A 20,845-nucleotide genomic window follows, 5' to 3' on the forward strand; every position below is an offset into this window, starting at 1 on the left:
GAACCTATGAACCTAAGGTGGTGAAAATGTGAAGCCGACTCTAGAACAAAATAAATTAATATACATACAAATTGCAGAAACGATTGAATCTGATATTTTAAAAGACATATTGCTTGAAGAAGAACAAGTTCCATCGACAAATCAATTTGCGAAGATGTTACAAATAAATCCGGCTACTGCAGCTAAAGGGGTGAATGTATTAGTGGATGAGGGGATTTTATATAAAAAGAGAGGAATCGGAATGTTTGTTGCAAAGGGAGCGAAAGAAGTCGTACTAAAAAAAAGACAAAATACTTTTATGACTGAATATTTACCTAAAGTGTGGGAAGAAGCGAAAGTACTAGAAATATCAAAAAATGAATTGATGGATATGATTCAAAAGATTACGAAGGAGGGGAAAGAGGGATGATTGCACTTGAAACGAAAGATATAACGAAAAAATATAAAAAGAAAATAGCTGTAAATGAAGTAACGATTTCATTGGAAGAGCATAAAATATATGGTTTGCTTGGAAGGAACGGAGCAGGGAAAACGACTTTATTAAATTTACTAGCAGGACAAATTACTTCAAGTAGTGGAAGTGTATCAATATTTGGTGAAGATGTTTTTGAAAATAGTAAAGCGATGCAAAATATTTGTTTCGTTAGAGTAAAAGAAGAGTCTCATTTAAGTTATAGCGTAAAAGAAATTTTTAAGATATGTAACATGTTTTATAAAAATTGGGATCAGAAGTTTGCTGAAGAACTGGCGGGTAAATTTCAGCTTAATATAACAGAGAAATACCATAAACTATCTCATGGCATGCAAACAGTTGTAGGAATTATTAAAGGGTTAGCAAGCAGAGCGACAATTACTATTTTTGATGAACCAACTACAGGATTAGACGCAGCACATCGTGAGTTATTTTATAGTTTACTACTAGAAGATTACGGGGAGTATCCCAGAACAATTATATTATCAACACATCTGGTAGAAGAAGTAACCCATGTTATTGAAGAAGTAATTATCATAAAAGAAGGTGCACTTGTTGTTCAATCAACAGTGGAAGATTTATTGCAACAAGGTCATATTATTTCAGGGCAAAAAGGTAAAGTGGAGGAGTTCTTGATTAATAAAAAAATTATAAATAAAGAAATTTATGGGAATAAAGGTATTGCTGTTATATGGGAAGAGCTTTCTAATGAAGATTGTTACTCTCTTGAAAAAGAAGGTTTAGTAATTGATAGAATTACATTACAAAAACTATTTATTCACATGACTGGTGGTGAAGTGGAATGACGATGTTAATGAAACAATTGAGGTTACATATAAATTTTCATTATAAAGCAATTTTAATATTTTGGATTGTAGCTTTATTAATAAAAGGAGCTTTATATGCTGCTCATTTAAATGAAGCGAAAGTTGGTTATTTACCCGAAATTATCAATAATCCTTCAATTGCAATTATGATTTTTATAGTAGGGAGTGTTTTCATTGTTCAAGATGATTTATTTCGTTTAGCAGTTTTATTTGGTATAACGAGAATACAATATTTTATCGGAGCGATTTGCTATATTGTGTTGCAATCCGCATTGTTTTCATTCCTTCAAATACTGTTTTTACAAGATATAAAATATAACTTAGTAAATGTTAACTTTGGAGAGCAATTAATACAACAGTTTATTTTACAATTTTTATTTTATGTTACGATAGCATGTTTCTTTCAAGTAGTAGTAATTTTTAAGCAAAGATTTCAATGGATTGGTCTCATGATTGGTGGGTCGCTTTTCCTTTCAACAAATAGTGTGCTGTATGGAGAAGTAGGGATAAAAGGATTGTTATTTACAAATGATGTATCTTTAATAGATATCCCTTATTTTATTGTTATTTCAATTGGATTAACAATTCTTTATATCATAACTAGTAGTATATTTATTCGTAAAGTATCATTTGAACGAACAGTTTAAAATAGTGATAGATTATTCTTTTAGGGAGAAGGAAAATATATGGGAGACACGTCCTCACTAATAACCGTCTTTTTATGCATTGCACTACTGATATTTTGGCGTCGTTATCGCTCCATGCATAAGCCAATAAAGGGATCGGGAAAACGTATTTTATGGCCATTACTATTTTTAACACCAGGTATTGTATGGTTTTTAGGTCCCGTACATCCAGCTATATTACAAGTAATTATAGCGGTATTCATTGGTGTACTTTTTGCTGTACCGCTTATAGTATTAACAAATTATGAACGAAGAGATGATGGGAATATTTATACGAAAAAAAGTGCAGCTTTTTTAATTACTTTTATTGCACTTGTCTTTTTAAGATATGGTTCAAGACAATTTATCGTTGATTTAGATCAACAAACGATTGGTTTATTATTTTACGTTGTTGCAGTATCGTATATTTTTCCTTGGAGAATTGCCTGTTATATAAAGTTTAGGAAAGTTTGGCGGGAAAATAATAATCATGCTATATGAAAACTTCTCATTTGAGAAGTTTTTTTATTTTTACAGGTAAGCAAAACAAGTTGTTGAAGGGCAGGCTGTCATAGAATATGATACATATTATAATGAGGAAAAGTTGAGGGGATAAAAATGCGTACAATTTTACTTTTTCTAAACAACATGTTCATTAGCGAAATCGAGGACATTAGGCAAAAACATGATCCTTTATTTGGATTAATTCCACCGCATATTACAATTGTATTCCCATTTGAAAGTTCGATTTCAAATGATGAGCTGAAATTACATATTATAAATGTATCAAAACCGATACAGAATATAGAAATTGAATTTAAGAATCAAATTACAAGTGAAAGAGAATATTTGTTTTTACTAGTTGAAAAGGGGAAAGAACAAATAGAGGAACTACATAATATTCTATATACAGGACCTTTATTACAATTTTTGAAAGAAGACATTCCGTACATCCCGCATGTAACAGTCGGAAGAAAAGAGAGTGCCGAATTAGCTGCTGAAGTAGTGAAGGAGATTGCTAGTTTTCATGGGAAGTTAAATTGTGTGATTGATAGAATAAGCGTGGAGCGAATTGGAGAGAACGGGGAATCAATTATTGAATTTGAAGTGCCATTTCTAAAAAGCTGACAAAAGTCAGCTTTTTATTTCGTAGCATGAAGTAATGCACCAATTGCACCGCTATTACCACCATCTTGTAAAAAGATTGGTGTTTTATTTTGATATTCGGTGTAGCTACTAATAATATGTTGAAGTTGTACGTTATTACATAAAGTCGAACCAATATAAATAATATGTTCAATGTTTTTTGTTTCAGCGAATTGAAGGCTTAATGCAGTAACGACTTCACCGACAAGTCCTTGTACAGTAGCTAGTATATCGGAGCTACTATTATTTGATTCTGTAATGGTTGCTTTTCCGAAGTTACTAGCAGTTAAGTTATTATCGATAGGGGAAAGAATACCACCATAAATATCTCCAACCGTAATATCTAGTTCTTTTCTAGATCCTACTTTTGTTAGAGGGATTAAATCTTCAAAATGATCTATATTTGTTAACAATTTTGAAAGTCCCATAATAGTCCCACCGCCAACTCCGGTTCCACCAGCGCGAATATATTGTTCATTATAAACGTAATGGATAGAAGTACCTGTACCGATATTGGTTAAAATAAAATTGCGTATAGCATGTTTTTCTTCTTTTAATATGTATTGGACACCTGCAAGAGTAGCTTCAAATTCGTTTAGCTCTATTATTTTATATGAACCTGTAAGCAGTTGCTGTAATAGTTTCGATTTACCACCCGTAATACATATTTGTTTTATGCCATTGTTGCTTTTAATCCAATCTATTATTTTATGTTGTTCATGCGAATAAAATTTTTCAAAAGTTAATAGCCTTTTTTCGTTAAAATAAGCTATTTTCGTTAATGTGCCTCCAGCATCGATACCGATAGTACGTTCCATTTTCCTGCTCCTAACTACGTAATATGTTTTCCTATTTATTTTTAATTGGTTGAGAATAGATATTCCCCACTGATATAAGGAACAATTTAATCTGCTTGATATATTAATAGTTTTTCTATAGTTACAATAGGCTGGTCGTTTACAGTTGCAATACCTTTACCAAGAACAAAACCTCGGCGATTGCGCGTTAGTTCATAATGTAAATCAAGTTTATCACCGGGATATGCTTTTCCTTGGAATTCAACTCCATCTAAAGAGGAGAGGAATCCTAGTCCTTCAGAATCACTTGTATGTACAAATGCACTAAGCTGAGCAAGTGCTTCTACAATTAACATATGAGGCATATGTTTTTGACTATCATTTATAAACCATTCGTTATTTGTAATGAGTTTATATCCTGTAACGGATTCACCTTGTTTTACATTTGTTACTTTATCAGTCATTAAAAATGGATAACGATGGGGGAGAGTGTCTTTAATATGCATATGAAAGTACCTCCAATTAATAATACCCCTGCTAAATTTAAGCAGGGGAGTGGGAACTAATTTTTAACTAATTCATTTACTTTTTCAAGAGTGAAAATGCCGCTATTTCTAATGTTTTCAACAACTTGTTGCAACACTTCTTTATCTTGAACGAGTGCAATACGTACGAATCCTTCTCCGTGAGGTCCAAATGCATGACCAGGTGTAACAACGACATTCGCACGATCCATTAATGCATAAGCGAAGTCTAGAGAAGTCCATCCTTGTGGAATTTCAGCCCAGACAAACATACTACCAGCTGGCTTATCGACATTCCAGCCAAATGTTCGGAATCCATCAACTAAAGTATCTCTCCGTTCTTGATAAATATCGCGGTTTTTCTCACAAAATACAGCGCCATTTCTTAGTGCTGCAGATGCCGCTTTTTGAATTGGTAAAAATACACCGTAGTCGGTATTAGATTTAAATTGAGTAAGTGCACGAACAATTTCTTCGTTTCCAATCATATATCCAATACGGCTACCTGCTAAACTATAACTTTTTGACAAAGAATTGATTTCTACACCAACTTCTTTAGCACCATGTACAGAGAGGAAGCTAATTGGCTTATTACCATCGAAATAAAATTCAGCATAAGCAAAATCATGGACAACGATAATATTATGCTTTTTCGCGAATGCGATTACTTCTTTAAAGAAATCTTCATGAGCCATTGCTGGAACGGGATTCCCTGGGAAGTTTAAAATCATCATCTTCGCTTGATCGGCAATTTCTTCAGGGATGACTTCTAAGTCTGGTAAGAAATCATTCTCTTTCTTTAAAGGCATGTAGTAAGATGTTGCACCAGCCATTTGAATACCTGTTTCATAAGCTGTATATCCTGGATCAGGAACTAATATAATATCACCTGGATTTGCATAAACCATAGGTAAATGAACGAGCCCGTCTTGTGAACCCATTAATAATAAAACTTCTTTATCCGCATTTAATAAAACGTTATGAGTGTTGTTGTAATATTCAGTTACAGCTTCGTGAAATTCTTGAATACCTGATAATGTATACCCGTAGCTCTCTTTCTCACTCGCTGTATGTACCATTGTTTCTCTTACAAAATCAGCGGGCGGCATATCAGGATTTCCGATGCTCAAATCAATCATGTTATGACCTGCTGCAATTTTTTCTTTTTTATAGGCTCCTAATTCACTAAATATAGAAGATTGGAATGCTTTCATTCTAGTTGCTAACGTGTAAGTCATCAAAACCCCTCCTAAAACAGTGCTTTCATTCTGCGTTTTTAATTATTCTGAAAACACATGTTTATATTTTATCATTTTTTTATGAAAATTAAAATGATTGACAAATTTAGAGGAAGTATTAGCCTATTTTGAAAAGTATCGATGTAAATAGCGTAGATGTGTAAATTGAAATGTCTATTATAGGATTCATTTTATATAACTTAAGTTATTTTATAGTTTTTATTAAGTATTTGTGGAAGATTTCTAAAGTGAAATAACGCAGAAAATATTTTCTGCGTTTCCTCTAAAATGTAATCATTTCTTTTTATACGTGCATAATTTTTCAGCTGTCAAAAAGTATACATTTAATGTACCGTCGGCAACTTTTAAAGCTTGCTCTGATGTAAATGAATTACCATAATCAATGTGATATACATTAGAATTTTTGACAAATGAGCCTTTATATAAATCGTCTTTATTCTTTGTGGTTTGCATTTCTACTAAATTTTGCACAATTTCCTCTTTATTCTCTTTTTTGACAACTGTTTCAAATTTATAATATACAGGGCATTCACCATTTTTATTGTCAACGACTTCCCAAGAACCGTATATATCGTTATTGCTGCATCCACTAAGTAGGATGATTAGTATAGGAATTGTAAGTAGAACCTTTTTCATTTTGTGCTCCTTTCTTTTAAATTTGAATAAACGTGCGAATACGATAGGGATATTATAATAAATAAAGTTTAAATTTTTTTAAAGAATTATTTAATTTCATATAAAAATTTAGGAGAAATTAAATAAGCATGAATCTAGTGTAAAGTCAGATTCATGCTAGTACCATAGCCTATGTTATGTCTTTTTTGAGGATAAATAAAGAGGAAAGCAGAAGCACTATTCCATTTAATATATATACGCTTGCGATCATAAAGGCTAACGTACCTGCGCCAAATCCTGCTTTATCGAATATAGAAGCAAATGTTGCGATAGTCAAAAAGATAATGGGAGTCAGTAGTAAAAATATGAAACCTGCCACGATTCTTTTTTTAAAACTATGTCCAGATAAGGAAATGGCTAAAAAGTTTAGGATGCTAAACAGCGCAATTGCAAAGAGCAGGACAATAAATACTTCAATGCCATCAGACATTTTACCACTCCTTTTATAAAGAGTCCTCTTTATAATCTATTCGAAATAAAAGAGGGATACTCCTTTAGGTAATTTCAATAAACGTAATAAATAGGCGTATTATAAAACAAAGAAGTATGGCTTCAATATTATATCCATACTTCTTTGTTTATTTTATAAATTCGCAGATTGCGAATGCTGTTTTTCATAATGTTTCTGCTTAGAAAGGGAAATAGAAATAATCAATAATGAAACGACTCCGAAGATGAGAACCATATATTGTAACCCAATTGTATCTAAGAAGAACCCTGTGCCAAGTAAGACGATTTGGAACATAACCCTTTCAAACATATTACGGAATGAGAAGAGGCGACCATGATAACTTTTTTCAACTTTCGTTTGGAAAATCGTCGACATAATAGGGAAGAAGCAGCCAACACTAAACCCAAACAAACCAAATGATGTAAGAGCCATCCATTTTATATCGCTAAAGAACAATGATAGGTGTGCAAAAGCAGTACAAACTGCGAAGAAATATAGTAATTTTTCAGGTTTGAAATGATCAGATAGACGTTTAATTACGAAGGCACCTAACATAAATGCGACACCTTCAATTGTATATATGAACCCTTTAATCGTAGGATCATGTTGCATTTCGCTAATGTTAATAACCATTAAATTAAACCCAGCTATAAATAATAGAGGGATAATACTTAATATAAGTGCTGTAAAAGCAATAGGAATTCCTTTTAAAATACGAAATACTTCCATAAAGCTATTATCTTTTGCAGCTTGTTTACTTGGTGTTGTTGATTTCTTATCTTCGAATTGTAGGAAGAAAGTCGAGAGGAATAATAAGGCGTATGCTGCCATTGAGAAGGCATACATGTACTGTAAACTCATCACAACTAAAAGAATTCCACCTAGTGAAGTACCCGCAATACGAGCGATTGTACCAACATTCATATGTACACCGTTCATTTGTAATAACTCATGCTCACTTACGATGAGTGGAATCACAGATTGTAATGCAGGGAAATAAAATGCTGCTGAAATTTGAAGAGCAACCATAAATGCAATCATAAATGCGATACTTTCAAATTGAATAGCGAAAAACATAAAAATAACACTTAAAACTCGACCAAACCCAGCGTAAAGAAGAACTTTTTTCTTCTCATACTGATCGATGACACGGCCAGCCATAGGTCCAACTAGAACACCGGCTAATAGTCCGATAAATAATATAACTGATTTCATGAAATCAGAAGGGACATATTTTTGCATAAATTCAAGGTTGCCAAGAATACCAAGCCATAATCCTAGACCTGCAATAAACTCCCCAATTAAAACAATCCAAACGTTTTTATTACGCCACATAACATAAAACCTCTCCGTCTTTTAAAATGAAAAACTCGTATATAAAACCTCCTTATTTATGTATTATTTTCATACGAACTTTTTTAGAGTCAGAGTCTATATTACGTGTTTCATAATTGGATTTCAATCTTTTTGATTTGCCGAAAATTTGATTCGTTAATTGATGAAATAAGCAATTAAAATGTAAAAGACATATGGTTAAAAATAGGGAAAATAAAAAAGCAAGAACGTATAACTACGTCTTGCTTTTCTCAAGTGCAAAATTAAAAATTAATTTCACTTAGCAACATTTACGCTCTTGTCCAATAGCTAAAGCGCTAAAAGATAGTGGGCCAACAACTTCTGCGCTTGCACCACTAGTAAGGTTTTCTACAGTTAATGAATATTCGTGTGTTCCACTGCCAACGTTTTGATCTATAGCTTGAAATGTTTGTACATAAAATTGTTCAGAATCTGTAGATTCAATACCTACTTGTGCATTAAAAATTTCAATGTTATCACGGAAAATTCGGAATAAAACTTGTGAAGTCCCAGTTATACCTTCTACACCAATTGTAGCGATTAATTCTACTCGATTATTACGTGAATCTCTACTTGAAATTCTCAATTTCAAATTTGCTAAAATTGCTTTATTTGGAGAAGAGGGGATTGCAAAAGTTGTTTCACCAGTTTTACTTATAGGTTGAGTAGCTTGGTAATCAATGATATGAGTCATATTCGTCACCTCCTCATATACTAGAATATGAGGAGGTGACGAATTAGCTTGGAAAAATACTAGATTATTTAATAGAGTCAACAACAATTGTTGAAAAGAAGCAATTTACATAAAAGCATTAAGAATATATCACAATAAGATGATATTTTTCTTAATGCTTTTTGTAATTAAGCGGAATATTCTTCTTTACGTACTTCAAAAAATTCATTACGTCGTAAGTAATTATAGATTTTCTCTGAAACCTTTTCTTCTTCAGACACTAAGAAACGATGATCAAAAGCGTAGAATGATTGACCTTTAATTAATTTTACGTAATACATATTAAACGCCTCCTGACACTTGATTATTACTTGCTTCATATTATGATGGCCTATATGTCTGCTAAAAATACTTGGAGTTTCAAAGGGGGGAAAGTAAAGGGATGAAAGAGCTTACAATTCTGTAAGGTTTATGTCACCTTTTTCGATAGTTTACATTCACCAATTTCTTCTATACTACAAATAAGTTACATAAAATAAGGGGGTAAAAAGATGGATGAAGTAATTGGAGAAGTTGTAGCAGGTATTTGTGAATTTGTAGTGGAAGTAACAGCAGATGCTATAGGAAGTTTAGTTTCTGGAAATGATGAGGAAAAAGAAACATTATAATAATTTGTAAAAGTATAAAGTTGATCAAATTATAAAGGCTGATTTCTAAAGGGAAGTCAGCTTTTTTATTTTTTACATTATATTAATCTGATTTGAATATTCATTTGTTATTATATTGAAGAGACCTATATAAGGAGGTGAATAAACAAATATGTCGAATTCGGGGGCTGATTTATCTGTTTCTCGTTTGATTGTGGCAAATGTAGAGGAAAAGGAATATCATTTTATTGTTCGTGAACATCCGATTGTAGGGAAATTTATATCGCTATTTGAAAATGGAAAAGAATATGGTTTACTAGATAAACAAATCGCTAATAAAGATAAATTTATTACATCGGAGCTTACTAAATTAGATTATTTTAACATAGATGTTTTATATCATACACCTGGATGGATATGGATTGGTATGGATCAATTTGGATTACATGCTCGTGAGGCTACTTATAACGAAGTAGATGTTATTATGAAGTTGAAAGAGGATTTATATTATATAGACGTATATGAAGAAATGAAAATGTAATAAATATTTAATCAGGTTAGGGGAGAAGTTCCCGTAGCCTTTTTTGTTTAATAGTAAAAGTAAAATTTATATTATGTTGATGATAGGACAGCACGATAAGAAGTGAGATGAAAAGAGGATTTGAAAATACATGAAGAGAATTGTAATAATTATATGAATCGTATATGTAAATTACAATAGAAAGAAGATGATAAAATGAGTAAAGAGGAGCTTGTGAAAAAACAGTTTGGCAGTAATGCAGATAAGTATGTGAATAGTAAAATACATGCTAAAGGACAGGACTTACAGCATGTAGTTCAACAAGTTGAATCTCGCCATAATAATCGTCTTCTTGATGTTGCTACTGGTGGCGGACATGTTGCGAATATGTTAGCACCTATGTTTGAAGAAGTAGTTGCACTTGATTTAACAGAACAAATGTTAGAAAAAGCAAAAAGTTTTATAAAGCAGAATGGTCATGAAAATGTATCTTTTGTAGCAGGAAACGCAGAGGATTTACCATTTGCAGATCATTTTTTTGATACAATTACATGCCGGATTGCAGCCCATCATTTTACGAATCCGGCTCAATTTATTTATGAAGTAAATCGTACGTTGGAGGATAATGGATTATTCATCTTAATAGATAATGTTTCGCCAGAAAATAATGAAAATGATACATTTTATAATTTTATAGAAAAGAAGCGGGACCCAAGTCATGAACGAGCTCTAAAAAAGACAGAATGGCTTACTTTATTAGAAAAAAACGGTTTGCAAATGCAGTCATGTCTTACTTTTGATAAGAAGTTTGATTTTGACTGGTGGTGTAATATGATGGATGTCCCTGTACAAAAGCGTGAAAAATTAACAGAATGTATGATGAAAGCACCAAACGAAATGAAGGAATATTTTAATATTCAACTTAAAAATAATAAAGTAGATTCGTTCTATACTGAAATGGCTATGTTTATATGTAAAAAAAGTACAACATTAAAAAGATAAATGTGTTGCAGTCTTTCTGAAGTACGATATACTTAGTACAGAGAAACTGTGAATTGAGGAATAGTTATTATGATTCGTGTACGCATTGAAGGTACTGAGGAAGAAATGCTTGAATTTATGGGGAAAATGCCAGACATTCCTGGATTTGAAAAGACACATATGAGAGAGCCAAGAAAAGGAAATAACCCGAAATACGATTCAAGTAAAAATGTACTAGCATATTTGTCTTATAAAAAGATTGAAGTCGCCAATAAATAGGCGGCTTTTTTAGTTTGCGCTGTTTCACCGCCTTGTCTTTTTCACATAATAATAATAGTAGGTTATGCTGAAGAGGGGTGAGAATAGTTAATAAGAAAATCATCTTTTTTGGAGACTTTGGTATTGATGACGCCGTAGCGTTAATTTATGCAAATAAAACATGTAAATTAGATATTCTAGGTATTGTTGCAGAGTACGGGAATGTATCACGAGATATCGTTACGGAAAATGTTTATTTTTTAGAAAGGTACTATGCTACACAAGTGAAAATTATTGAAGGTGCGAGTAGGCCGATGACAGCTGAAGAACCTTTGTTTTTCCCTGAAATCCATGGGGATCATGGTTTAGGTCCTATTATTCCACCTGAAATGAGAATTTGTAAACGAGAAAATTTTTGTGAATTAATCAAATTAATCGAACCTTGTCCAGAAGATATTATAATTGTGGCGACAGGAAGACTAACGACGCTTGCTACGTTATTTTTATTGTATCCAAATATAATGGATCGTATTTGTTCGTATTATATAATGGGCGGCGCTTTCCTATTTCCAGGTAATGTTACACCAGTATCTGAAGCGAATTTTTATGGTGATCCAATTGCAGCAAATATTGTTATGAAATATGCGAAAAACGCTACTATATACCCGTTAAATGTAACACAGGGTGCGCTTATTACGCCTGAAATGGCCAATATAATAGATAAACAAGGAACTGGACAGGCGAAACTCATTAAACCAATGATTGATTTTTATTATGAGAATTTTTATAAAAAAGAATATCCAGGTATTGGTGGAAGTCCCATACACGATTTACTACCGTTTGTCTCGTTTATAAACGATAGTATTTTCGAATATAAAAAATCGGCAGTGTGGATTAGTACGACAAATGATGTGACTAGGGGCCAAAGTGTAGCTGATTTTAGAAAAATAGCTGAACCAACAAGGTTTGATGATCGGCCGATTCAGAGAATTGCTGTTGGTTTTAACTATCCTGCTTTTAAAGAAGAGTTTATGCGAACAATATTGAAGCCAGATTGTCCTTAATGTGTGTAATAACAAGTCGGATAAATCGTTAGTTCGAAAAATAGTTTATCGGTGTGTATTATTCTCAAAAATCTTATAGTTGAGCAGCATGAATAACTTATGAAAAATGTCACATAACTAATGGTAAGCAATTGTTTCTAATTATATTTTGATTGGTTAAATATAAAGGAGGTTATTATATGATTTGGTCTTTAATCGTTGGTGGTTTATTAGGATGGTTTGCAAGCTTAATTACTGGAAGGGATGTACCAGGTGGTGTAATTGGTAATATTATTGCTGGTATTATCGGTTCTTGGATTGGTACGAAATTACTTGGTAGTTTCGGTCCTGTAATAGGCGGATTTGCAATCATTCCTGCTTTAATTGGTGCGGTTATTTTGATCTTCATTGTGAGTTTTTTACTACGAGCAATGCGGAAATGAATGTAGCAGGACTGTTTACATTTGTAAGCAGTCCTTTTTATATGTTATGCTAGTATTATACAATCAGGAGGTGTCAGCATTGAAATCATTTACAGTAAATTTCCATCAAGAAGATAATGCAAAAGCGACAACAGTACATAAATTAAGTGAAGAGGACTTCAATAAAGCAACTGAAAAAGGTACTCGTCATTTATTTGATTTAGACACAAACGTTGGCTTCTTCGTATTCTTTGATGCAGAAGATGCAGAAGGAAATGATCAATACTTAATGTTACAATATGAAGGAGATCATGAAGAACCAACTGCGTGTTATGGATTTGATTTAAAACTATACTATCAATTTTTAGCACTATACTTAAATGATCTGGAATACCAAGGTGAAACAGATGAGGAAGAGGAAGAATATGGTCCAATTCATCATTTAGCTCACTTACTTTATCATATTGTTGAAGACGGTAAGTCAATCGAAGTGTAATATACATATTTAAAGCTGTCCTTTTGGGGCAGCTTTTTTATATGACATTGAAATGGTGTACTTTGAGCTAAATAAAGTGAAGTTTTAATCAGTGGGGGGTTCATCCCCACTGATTATTAGCCCTACCAATCGGGCTTTTACGGGCAGCCCTTACCCCCATCTAACTTCTTTGCTTCGACGTGGGGATCTTACTGCCCGGCAAATAGCGGGATAAATTAATAATAGAAATTTATTTGTTAAGTAGGATTATTTATTACTTTCATGTTAGTTTCGTAAAACACCTGTTATAATGATTGTAATTAAATTCATGGAGGCTAATTCTATGCTTGTAGATGTAAAAGCTTTTATTAAAGCTGCAGGTTTAACATGTATTTCATCATTAAGTGGAGATAATACATTTGCTTATAATTTTGAAACTGTAAAAAGCACTATCGCTACATTTTTTAAGAAACTAAGATTTACCGTTTAATTTCATTTCAACCAGTAGGAAAAGAGTAATCACTTCCTACTGGTTTTTTTCTGTTTCAAGGAGCTGTTGTGACGGCATATTTTCAGCTATAGATAGAGGATATTATCATTGAGAAGAGAAGGTTTAAATAAGGAGATGAATACAGTGATTAACAATATAATTCCAAGTTTTTTAAAATTATGGGAAAGTGACGATTTAGAATTAGAACTCCTTAATCGATACTTTACTTCGCATTCAGAGATATTTGAAGAATACTTTAAGTATCATTGTCCTAAAACGAAAGAACATCTTTCTAATGCCATTAAACAATATCCCGCAAAAATAGAAGATATTCGTATTATTGCAGAATCATTACCAATCATTATTCAAGAGGTAACAAATGAATATCGTAATAAATATAACTTTGATGTAAATATGAAATTCCATTTATTCGTTGGAGGATTTGGTTCAAATGCATTTGTAGAAAGGGAAATCATTGGAGACATATTTTTTGCGGCAGAAAAATTATCTCCAGATTTGAATCATCTTCGTGTTATTGCTGCTCACGAAATAGGTCATATATATCATAATGTTATGCTACAAAATACTGGAATGGATTGGACTAGGGCTGAATGGACCGATGCGTCGGTAAGTTTGTATCGTGAAGGTGTTGCAACTTATTTATCAAAAAAAATCGTTAAAGATTTAAATGAGTCTGTTTACTACTCATATAATAGTGACGGTGATCCATGGCTACAATATTATAAAGAAAATGAAGAGAAAATAAAGAAACGTTTTTTACAAGATTATGTTGAAGGATGGACAGATGAAAAAGAGAAAGAATGGTTCCGTTTATCAGGAGGTAGTTACTTCGGATATAACAGACTTGGTTACTTTTTAGGAACAGCTTTTGTAACATATTTTGTACAAGCCTTTGGAGAGAATGAAGCACTGACTTTTTGGAACAAACATAATTTGAAAAGTAGTGTAATGGGTTGGTTATCGAAATGAATAAGATGCAATAGGGGGGTAAAATGATGAAAGGGTATTTGAAAATAGTTATGTTGTTTTTGGCTATAGCATGTATGTGTGCGCTAGCAGCATGTAATGGGACAGACGAAAAAAAGGAAACAAATCCAACCTTGGAAAATAATAAAAATGAACAAAGCAATTCTTCAGAAGAACAGAAAAATCCTGAAGCAAAACCAAGTAATGAAAAAACAACAAAACTATCACCTGAGCAAGATTCGAAAGATAGAACACTTAATCAAAAATCAATTAACCACGTTAAAGATTTGTTTGAACTAGCAAAAGAAGGAAAAGTACCTAATGTACCATTTGGAGCCCATACAGGGGATATTGAAGAAATTGAAAAAGCGTGGGGAAAAGCAAATAAAACCGAATATGCAGGGAATGGAATGTACGCAACTTTTACAAATAAAAATGTTGTTTTCGGATTTAATAAAGGGTCACAAGTTTTTGATGTACGCTCATATCATGCAGAACTAAAATCGATTACATTACAAGAAATTGAAAAAGCGTTAGGAAAACCATCTTCAGTTAAAGGGAATGGTGAAGATAAAATATATGTATACAAAGTAAATAACCAGTATGAGCTGAAATTTGTCATTCCAAAATCGACTGGTAAGGTAGATCATATTTCTGTATTTTCACCAGAGGATAGTATTAATAAAATGGCAGGATAAGAAATTAAGTGATTTCAAAAACACCTCACTTTATTGAAGTGAGGTGTTTTTAGTTGTAAATAAGGAACGTCTCCTGCCATATAAAACATACTTTCATATGCGAAATACTTCACTTTTGTTTTTTAATATTCATCCAATAAGAAATATTGATCTACTGAAAAAGTAGTAACCTATAAATTATGTGTAGGCTGGTTCATGATTTTTTTACGTTCTAAATTTTGAACAAACAGTGCTTGAACAATACCTCCAATTAATAAGAAACTAGCACAAATATAAAACAGCATACTTCCATTTAATTTACTTAATAAAACTGCACCAATAACAGGTCCACACGTTCGAGATATATCCCAGTGTATACCGTAAATTGAAAAATATAAACCACGTTTATCATGAGGTGCAATTTCTGAAACGAATCGCAATAAATGGTTTAAACCAATACTTTCTCCAATGACTAAAAAGAGTAAGGTGAAGAACAACGACAATATCGTCGTTGAATAACTAAAGCCAACTGCAGCTATCGTATAGCAGGCGTAAGAAATAAGGATGATTTTCGCCATAGAAAATCGTTCAGACCATTTTACGAGGAAGATTTGTAGAATGATTTCCAAAATGGCTTTGCATGTTGAAATAAATGCGAGTATGAATACGAGATTAGGAAATACATGTTCTGCAAAAATACGATAATTCGTCTCAGTTTGTGCATAAAAAAAGCTAATAGGAAGTGTAGAAAACATAAGACCGAATATGGCGTAATGTTTAAAAACAAATTGCTTTGGTGAACTTGCCTCAATTGTTTGTTTCGCCTTACTTATAGTCGGAACGGTTTCTGGGAGCTGGGTCCAAACAACAACGGCATATATCGTAAGGGTTACACTTTGCACGATAAATAAATATTCTGGGTGAGTATTATAAAAACTTGCACCGATTAAAGGGCCGATTACGGATCCAATTGCTCCCATCGTTTGTAGAAGAGCAAAAATTTCTGCTTGCTGCTCTTTTTTTGTTAAATCAGCAATTTGTGCACGTTGAGCCGGAATATATAAGGAACGGCCAATGCCATTAATGACATATAACAGTGCAAATATAAAAACGGATTGAGCGAAAACGAAACTACCGATTGCAACACTTTGTAGCAATAAGCCGAGTAACATAATCTTTTTCCGGCCATATTTATCAGTAATTCCTCCAGCAATAAGTGTAAATAAAATGTCTGAAAGTGGCTGTAATCCGAAAATCAGCATAGTTATTATTACATTGCCGTTTAACATTTTATTAACGTAAATAATCATAATGATAGCTAGCATAGATTCAGTCGTTCGGGTTAATAATTCACCACACAGTCTAATAAAAATAGGTTTATTGTAACGAAGTAAGAGATAATTCAATATTAATTCCTCCTTTCTATATTGAAATGATAAGATGAAAGAAGAATTGGAAAAAGGGTAGAAACAATAGGGAGTATTTTTCACCTTTTAGGGGGATTATGATGTTTATTTTAGATCAATATATTGAACTATGGATTGCTTATGGAAAAGGGAAAAAAGAGGGAGAACGATTGGAAGTAACAGTGCAAAATATATCTGAAACATTATTTTGTACAGAGCGTAATAGTAAATTAATTATAAAAAAATTAGATGAGTTAAATTGGATCAAGTGGTTTCCAGGTCGCGGCAGGGGAAATCGTTCTAAGTTAATATTTCAAAAGCACCCGATGTCTTTAATTTTAGATAGAGGAAAAGAAATAACGAAAAAAGGGGATGTGAAAAGCGGAAGCATATTTGTGGAACGCTATAGCTCACATTTTCCGTCAGTAAAGGGAGAATATCACTGCTGGGTAGATTCAATATTTGGTCATAAGATTGAAATGACATCTGAAGGGAGAAGAGATGTACTCCGGTTGCAAGTACAAATGAATTTAGATATCACATTAGATCCTGTATACGCTACAATGCGTTCAGAATGTCATATGGTAAAACATATATTCGACACACTCGTGTATGTAGACGGTAATACAAACATTATAGAGCCAAGACTTGCATTTCACTGGGAATATAATGACGCTGAAAAAATATGGACGTTTTATTTACGAAAAGGAGTTCACTTTCATAATGGAAAACAACTTACTGCACATGATGTTATATACTCATTGAATCGATTTATGAAGCTGGAAAATAATGCACACGCATGGATGTTACAACACGTTGAAAGTATCCGTTCAGTGGATGACTACGTTGTCGAAATTCAATTACAAACGGAAAATAAAATGTTTTTACATATGATAAGTGCAGAACAGTGTTCTATCGTGAATGAAGATGAAGCAGGAGAGCTAATTGGAACAGGGGCTTTTCAATTATATAAAAGTAATGAAAATCTGTTCATTTTAGAAGGTCATCCTTTATATTTTCGTGAAAGACCTTTTTTAGATCGTGTTGAGTTGTGGAATGTAGAACAAGGTGTAAGTACATACGATGTTTTAGTAAAGGCGCAGTATAAAGATAAAGAAAAACATAATAAAGAATTGTCTCGGCTTGAGTCGAACGTGACATATATAACATGTAATCTTACGAAAGAAGGACCAATGCAAGATGAGTTATTTCGGAAAGCGTTATATAAAATCATTCATGGTTATACAATCGTTCAAGAACTCGGCGGAGAACGTGGAGAAGTGGCAAAGAAACTAATATTAGCAGGTGAAAGCATTGTAGAGATTGAGGAAGATGTAGAAAGTTTAATTAAAAGGAGTACTTATCATAATGAAGTGCTACAGCTCTACACATTTACAGGACGAGATCATGTTGAAGATGCACAATGGATACAAAAAGAGTGTGCGAAGTACGGGATTCGTGTAGAAAATAATTTTCTTGATATAGAAGAGCTATTGGAAGTAAGTACGATACAAAAGGCTGATATGATGCATGATAGTGCCACAATAAGCGAACGAATAGAAGATAGTCTATTATATATGTTTCTTACAAAAAATAGTTTTATTCATGGACAAAGCAACATGGACTTTTATGAAAAGTTGTCTATTTATTTTAAACAAGAAGAATTAGAGAAAAGAGTTACATTGTTACGCGATATTGAGGATACTTTGTTACGTCAAATTCATATTATTCCTTTGTATCGTAATAAACAAGAGGTAAGTACACATGAAAAAGTCCAAAATATAATGATTAATTCACAAGGTTGGATTGATTTTTATAATATTTGGTTTAAATCTTGATATATAAGGGCTTTTGCGCATTTTCATAAGATGTGTAAGAGCCTTTTTTGTATGTAGGAATAGGTTTGTTTTACACATTGTTACGCTACTTGTGATAAAAGTCTAGTTACAGCGTAACAGTGTTATGTTACATTGTTATCAGGAAGGAGTGTTATACAGTTGAGTACAGATTTGATTTCAAAAAAAGATTTATTAGAACTAACTGGCATTTCATACGGACAGTTATATAGGTGGAAAAGAAAAAATTTAATACCGGAAGATTGGTTTGTACGAAAGTCAACATTCACGGGTCAAGAGACATTTTTTCCGAAAGAAAAGATATTAGAGCGTATTGATAAAATCCAAACGATGAAAGAGGATTTATCACTTGATGAACTAGCGAATATGTTTTCACCGAGTGTGAGAGAAATTCTTTTAACAAAGGAAGACATTTTACGTAAGGGGATTGCATCAGAACCAGTTTTACAATTTTTCATAGAACAAACGAATAAAACAGCAGAGTTTCAATTTGTAGATATTCTTTATGTGTACATGTTAGAAGAATTATTACAATCGGGAGATATTAGTTTAGAAGAAGGAAAAATGGTCTTGCAAGTTTTACGTGAAAATTATGAAGCAATTAAACATAAAACTTGTGATTTAATCATTGTACGAAAGTTAGGGATTTCTACATGTTTATTAGTTTCAAACGTGGAAGATTTAATTTTTGAAAAAGGCACTAAAATCGTTTTACGCGAAGCGATTATGAAATATACCGAAGCATTAAAAACGAAATTGTTGTAGTGGAGGAGAAAGTATGCGTACAGATAATTTGATTATAAATGGTTACGGTTCATCGAATGGTGGCGAGTTTCATAAAGTGCAATTAAACGGAAAAGGTACTGTGAATGGAAATGTTGAATGTGACCAATTTGAATGTAACGGTTACGGTGCCGTTACTGGAAATTTGAAAAGTAGCAATGCAAGAATTAGTGGATCAGGTAAAATCGATGGTACAGTTCATGCTGAAACGATGCGAATTGATGGAAAAGCAACAATTACGCAAGATGTGAAGGCAAACAGTTTGAAAATTGCAGGAAAAGGTACGGTAGGTGGAAATGTCACTGGTGAAGAATTTAAAGTCAATGGTCAAGCGACAATTGATGGTAATTGTGAAGTGGATACGTTTTCTTCAGAAGGACAATTTACAATTGGTGGATTACTAAGCGCTGATGAAATAAATATTAATATTCACGGTACATGTCGAGCGAAAGAAATTGGTGGTCAAACGATTAAAGTAAAACATAGACTAAGTACTTTTAGTAGGCTGTTTAAATCAGTATTTGGTATGCAATTAGAGGCTGAACTATTAGAAGGTGACAATATCGATATTGATTATGCTCACATAAGAACGGTAAGAGGAAATAATGTTACGGTAGGACCGAACTGTGAGATTGAACTGATCGAATATACGGGTGTTCTTACTGTTGATAAAAGCGCAAATGTAAAAGAAATGAAGCAGATTTAATGGAAGGGAGAAAATGATATGGAACATCAACATAGTCTTACTGTTAATGGTTCTGGTAGTTCAGCAGGCGGAGATTATAATAAAGTGAAGATTCGCGGTGAAGGAACGATTTCTAATGACATGAGCTGTAATGAATTTAAAACGTACGGCACGAGTGAAGTGTGCGGTAATATGAAAGTGAAAAGTTATGTCGTGTATGGAGATAGTGAAGTACAAGGAAATGTAGATGCGGAATATGTAAAAGTATACGGAAATACACAAATGCATAGTGATGCTCATATTGAAAAAATAAAAGTAAGAGGTATGATAGAAGTTAAGGGGAAATTAACTGGTGATTTCGTAGATGTGAAAGGCGCTTTAAATGTAAAAGGAGATATTGAAGTTGAAGAACTGTCACTAACTGGTGGCCTTGAAAGTGATGGATTACTTAATGATGAAAATATTGAAATTTCACTTCGTTATGAAGGTAGCAAAGTAAGAGAAATTGGCGGTAAGAAGATTACCGTTCGTAAAAAAGCGAGATTTATTCCATTTACAAATCATGCTGGAAGCCTCCAAACGTCTATCATTGAAGGAGATGAGATTTATTTAGAGCATACGATTGCTGAAGTAGTAAGAGGAAATAATGTTACAATTGGTCCTGGATGTGAAATTAGTGTTGTAGAATATCATACTAGTTTTAATCAAAAAGGTAATGCAGTCGTAAAGGAACATAAACAAATATAAGTAGTACGAGGGAGAGCAAGGTT

At 32.8% G+C, this 20,845-nt stretch carries 27 protein-coding genes; 18 read left to right on the forward strand and 9 right to left on the reverse strand.

Going from position 1 to position 20,845, the window contains the following annotated elements; genetic code table 11:
• The first annotated feature begins 28 nt into the window (after positions 1-28).
• The 5 genes from MRP26_RS14935 (at position 29) to MRP26_RS14955 (ending at position 3,092) form a co-directional block, all read left to right on the forward strand.
• Positions 29-409 carry a GntR family transcriptional regulator gene (locus MRP26_RS14935; protein WP_053564185.1) on the forward strand — a complete coding sequence of 127 codons (381 nt, stop codon included), beginning with the start codon at positions 29-31 and terminating at the stop codon, positions 407-409.
• Positions 406-1,278 carry an ABC transporter ATP-binding protein gene (locus MRP26_RS14940; protein WP_242806246.1) on the forward strand — a complete coding sequence of 291 codons (873 nt, stop codon included), beginning with the start codon at positions 406-408 and terminating at the stop codon, positions 1,276-1,278. The genes MRP26_RS14935 and MRP26_RS14940 overlap by 4 nt, the downstream gene beginning before the upstream one ends.
• Positions 1,275-1,946 carry a DUF4052 domain-containing protein gene (locus MRP26_RS14945; protein ID WP_197242595.1) on the forward strand — a complete coding sequence of 224 codons (672 nt, stop codon included), beginning with the start codon at positions 1,275-1,277 and terminating at the stop codon, positions 1,944-1,946. The genes MRP26_RS14940 and MRP26_RS14945 overlap by 4 nt, the downstream gene beginning before the upstream one ends.
• A gap of 39 nt (positions 1,947-1,985) precedes the next feature.
• Complete coding sequence (locus tag MRP26_RS14950; RefSeq protein ID WP_000502963.1) at positions 1,986-2,465, forward strand: CcdC family protein; 480 nt, start codon at positions 1,986-1,988, stop codon at positions 2,463-2,465.
• A 117-nt stretch (positions 2,466-2,582) separates the two neighbouring features.
• A complete protein-coding gene (locus MRP26_RS14955) occupies positions 2,583-3,092 on the forward strand; it encodes a 2'-5' RNA ligase family protein (RefSeq protein WP_069355794.1) in 510 nt (169 codons plus the stop codon).
• A 14-nt stretch (positions 3,093-3,106) separates the two neighbouring features.
• On the opposite strand, the gene coaW is transcribed toward MRP26_RS14955, so the two are convergent.
• From coaW to MRP26_RS14995, 8 genes are all read right to left on the reverse strand, one after another.
• A complete protein-coding gene (coaW, locus tag MRP26_RS14960) occupies positions 3,107-3,928 on the reverse strand; it encodes a type II pantothenate kinase (protein ID WP_242806248.1) in 822 nt (273 codons plus the stop codon).
• Between the two features lie 86 nt (positions 3,929-4,014).
• Complete coding sequence (locus MRP26_RS14965; protein WP_065484095.1) at positions 4,015-4,413, reverse strand: 3-hydroxyacyl-ACP dehydratase FabZ family protein; 399 nt, start codon at positions 4,411-4,413, stop codon at positions 4,015-4,017.
• Positions 4,414-4,469: 56 nt separating this feature from the next.
• Positions 4,470-5,669: an LL-diaminopimelate aminotransferase gene (locus MRP26_RS14970; protein WP_000222696.1), complete on the reverse strand. Its 1,200-nt coding sequence runs from the start codon at positions 5,667-5,669 to the stop codon at positions 4,470-4,472.
• A 294-nt stretch (positions 5,670-5,963) separates the two neighbouring features.
• Complete coding sequence (locus MRP26_RS14975) at positions 5,964-6,326, reverse strand: hypothetical protein (protein WP_242806249.1); 363 nt, start codon at positions 6,324-6,326, stop codon at positions 5,964-5,966.
• Positions 6,327-6,495: 169 nt separating this feature from the next.
• Positions 6,496-6,795 carry a hypothetical protein gene (locus tag MRP26_RS14980; protein WP_078401196.1) on the reverse strand — a complete coding sequence of 100 codons (300 nt, stop codon included), beginning with the start codon at positions 6,793-6,795 and terminating at the stop codon, positions 6,496-6,498.
• A gap of 153 nt (positions 6,796-6,948) precedes the next feature.
• On the reverse strand, positions 6,949-8,151 hold the full coding sequence (locus tag MRP26_RS14985; protein ID WP_000269265.1) for an MFS transporter: 1,203 nt from the start codon (positions 8,149-8,151) through the stop codon (positions 6,949-6,951).
• A gap of 280 nt (positions 8,152-8,431) precedes the next feature.
• Entirely contained in the window at positions 8,432-8,866 is a 435-nt protein-coding gene (gene exsC, locus MRP26_RS14990; RefSeq protein ID WP_000148807.1) for an exosporium protein ExsC, read from the reverse strand.
• A gap of 167 nt (positions 8,867-9,033) precedes the next feature.
• Positions 9,034-9,186 (reverse strand): YqbF domain-containing protein, encoded by a 153-nt coding sequence (locus tag MRP26_RS14995; protein ID WP_000291907.1) that lies wholly within the window; start codon positions 9,184-9,186, stop codon positions 9,034-9,036.
• 478 nt (positions 9,187-9,664) lie between these two features.
• Between MRP26_RS14995 and MRP26_RS15000 the strand changes: the two genes are divergently transcribed.
• The 9 genes from MRP26_RS15000 to MRP26_RS15040 all read left to right on the forward strand — a co-directional run bounded on the left by MRP26_RS15000 (position 9,665) and on the right by MRP26_RS15040 (position 15,366).
• A complete protein-coding gene (locus MRP26_RS15000) occupies positions 9,665-10,033 on the forward strand; it encodes a hypothetical protein (protein ID WP_000071473.1) in 369 nt (122 codons plus the stop codon).
• A gap of 195 nt (positions 10,034-10,228) precedes the next feature.
• Positions 10,229-11,014 (forward strand): class I SAM-dependent methyltransferase, encoded by a 786-nt coding sequence (locus MRP26_RS15005; RefSeq protein ID WP_242806251.1) that lies wholly within the window; start codon positions 10,229-10,231, stop codon positions 11,012-11,014.
• A 69-nt stretch (positions 11,015-11,083) separates the two neighbouring features.
• Positions 11,084-11,272, forward strand: coding sequence for a DUF3970 family protein (locus MRP26_RS15010; protein ID WP_000621885.1), 189 nt, complete (start codon positions 11,084-11,086; stop codon positions 11,270-11,272).
• A gap of 77 nt (positions 11,273-11,349) precedes the next feature.
• Entirely contained in the window at positions 11,350-12,315 is a 966-nt protein-coding gene (locus MRP26_RS15015) for a nucleoside hydrolase (RefSeq protein ID WP_001223685.1), read from the forward strand.
• Between the two features lie 179 nt (positions 12,316-12,494).
• The gene (locus MRP26_RS15020; RefSeq protein ID WP_000638310.1) at positions 12,495-12,737 is read left to right on the forward strand and encodes a GlsB/YeaQ/YmgE family stress response membrane protein; all 243 of its coding nucleotides are present in this window, start codon (positions 12,495-12,497) and stop codon (positions 12,735-12,737) included.
• Positions 12,738-12,816: 79 nt separating this feature from the next.
• Entirely contained in the window at positions 12,817-13,212 is a 396-nt protein-coding gene (locus MRP26_RS15025) for a hypothetical protein (RefSeq protein WP_000834885.1), read from the forward strand.
• Between the two features lie 322 nt (positions 13,213-13,534).
• Entirely contained in the window at positions 13,535-13,681 is a 147-nt protein-coding gene (locus tag MRP26_RS15030; protein ID WP_000959551.1) for a hypothetical protein, read from the forward strand.
• A gap of 135 nt (positions 13,682-13,816) precedes the next feature.
• Positions 13,817-14,671: an aminopeptidase gene (locus MRP26_RS15035; protein WP_053565495.1), complete on the forward strand. Its 855-nt coding sequence runs from the start codon at positions 13,817-13,819 to the stop codon at positions 14,669-14,671.
• 23 nt (positions 14,672-14,694) lie between these two features.
• Positions 14,695-15,366 (forward strand): YjgB family protein, encoded by a 672-nt coding sequence (locus tag MRP26_RS15040; RefSeq protein ID WP_069355788.1) that lies wholly within the window; start codon positions 14,695-14,697, stop codon positions 15,364-15,366.
• A gap of 170 nt (positions 15,367-15,536) precedes the next feature.
• On the opposite strand, the gene MRP26_RS15045 is transcribed toward MRP26_RS15040, so the two are convergent.
• Positions 15,537-16,751, reverse strand: a complete 1,215-nt coding sequence (locus MRP26_RS15045; RefSeq protein WP_069355787.1) for an MDR family MFS transporter — start codon at positions 16,749-16,751, stop codon at positions 15,537-15,539.
• 101 nt (positions 16,752-16,852) lie between these two features.
• Here MRP26_RS15045 and MRP26_RS15050 point away from each other — a divergent pair, with 101 nt between their 5' ends.
• The 4 genes from MRP26_RS15050 (at position 16,853) to MRP26_RS15065 (ending at position 20,822) form a co-directional block, all read left to right on the forward strand.
• Positions 16,853-18,589, forward strand: a complete 1,737-nt coding sequence (locus MRP26_RS15050) for an ABC transporter substrate-binding protein (protein WP_069355786.1) — start codon at positions 16,853-16,855, stop codon at positions 18,587-18,589.
• Between the two features lie 159 nt (positions 18,590-18,748).
• Positions 18,749-19,372, forward strand: a complete 624-nt coding sequence (locus MRP26_RS15055) for a YhbD family protein (protein WP_000102246.1) — start codon at positions 18,749-18,751, stop codon at positions 19,370-19,372.
• A gap of 13 nt (positions 19,373-19,385) precedes the next feature.
• The gene (locus tag MRP26_RS15060; protein ID WP_001258371.1) at positions 19,386-20,096 is read left to right on the forward strand and encodes a bactofilin family protein; all 711 of its coding nucleotides are present in this window, start codon (positions 19,386-19,388) and stop codon (positions 20,094-20,096) included.
• An 18-nt stretch (positions 20,097-20,114) separates the two neighbouring features.
• Positions 20,115-20,822, forward strand: coding sequence for a polymer-forming cytoskeletal protein (locus tag MRP26_RS15065; protein WP_242806252.1), 708 nt, complete (start codon positions 20,115-20,117; stop codon positions 20,820-20,822).
• Positions 20,823-20,845 lie beyond the last annotated feature (23 nt).

Origin of the sequence: Bacillus sp. CCB-MMP212 (assembly GCF_022748145.1) — a bacterium.
GTDB lineage: Bacteria > Bacillota > Bacilli > Bacillales > Bacillaceae_G > Bacillus_A > Bacillus_A cereus.